1 protein-coding gene is annotated in these 1,049 nt (G+C 48.6%); it reads right to left on the bottom strand.

Going from position 1 to position 1,049, the window contains the following annotated elements; all coding sequences use genetic code 11:
• Window positions 1–268 precede the first annotated feature (268 nt).
• Window positions 269–934, bottom strand: coding sequence for a C2H2-type zinc finger protein (locus KDK17_RS14060; protein WP_257288317.1), 666 nt, complete (start codon window positions 932–934; stop codon window positions 269–271).
• Window positions 935–1,049: the final 115 nt, after the last annotated feature.

The raw sequence follows: 1,049 nt of genomic DNA, 5'->3' as shown, positions 1-1,049 counted from the left end.
GGGGGGAGTATTAGTGGGGTCAATGACGCTCTATGGATTAATGTACTGGATGTGCTTCAGACTGAGAAAGTATGACTCCACGCACCAAACACCAACCATGGCTGCGCCTTGAGTAAAAGACAAATAGCCTCCGGGAATACGTGCATGAATGCATCCCGTCATAGCTCTCCTTTTCAGATAAATAGCTGTATTTTTGAGGTATTCGAAATAGTATGTGGATCGACTGGCGCCATGGACACGTCGTGCAGGGCTGCACAAACCGAAAAAATCAATCACTTGACTGTGCATCATCAAACTTTTGTTTTCGGTGTTGCTTTCTGTGATCCGACAGGGCTTTCGCGTTTGGCAGGGGCTTCTGGCACTCAGGGCAGGTTTGCTCTCCGGTGTGGTATCGACTTTTGTGTTCCGACAAAGCTTTCTTGTTTGGCAGAGCCTTCTGGCACTCAGGGCAGGTTTGCTCTGGGGTGTGATATTGAATTTTGTGAACCGACAGGGCTTGGGTGTTTGACAGAACCTTATGGCACTCAGGGCAGGTTTGATCTCCGCTGTGATATTGACTTTTGTGAACTGACAGGACATGAGCGTTTGGCAGGGTCTTCTGGCACTCTGGACAAGTTTGCTCCGGGGTGTGATCTTTTCTTTTGTGAACTGACAGGACTTGAGCGTTTGGTAAGGTCTTCTGGCACTCAGGGCAGGTTTGCTCTCCGGTGTGATATTGACTTTTGTGAGTGTTCAATGAGGCTTGAGAGCCAAGTGATTTTTCACAGCCAGGGTGATCACATCGGTATTTTTTGGAGCCTGCCTTCCTTTGTTTTTTCGCAGGAGGTGGATTTAATGTTAATGATCGAGCAGCTGTGCTGTGAGTACCTGAGACAACGGTCGGGCCTTCAGCAGGATGACTTACCGAGCCAGATGTCTTATCGCCTGTCTGCAAATAAACATCTGTTCTGCAAGCGAAAGAGTCGTCTGAGGTTGAACGACACTGAGTACTTGCGGAGGGAGCGAAGATACAGCGTCTTTGTCGATGACAACAGGGCTGTTCATGGCAA

It is taken from the genome of Endozoicomonas sp. SESOKO2 (assembly GCF_024606245.1).
Classification (GTDB): domain Bacteria; phylum Pseudomonadota; class Gammaproteobacteria; order Pseudomonadales; family Endozoicomonadaceae; genus Endozoicomonas_A.
The sequence above is the reverse complement of the archived record's forward strand: the minus strand, read 5'-3'. Positions and strand labels throughout refer to the sequence as shown.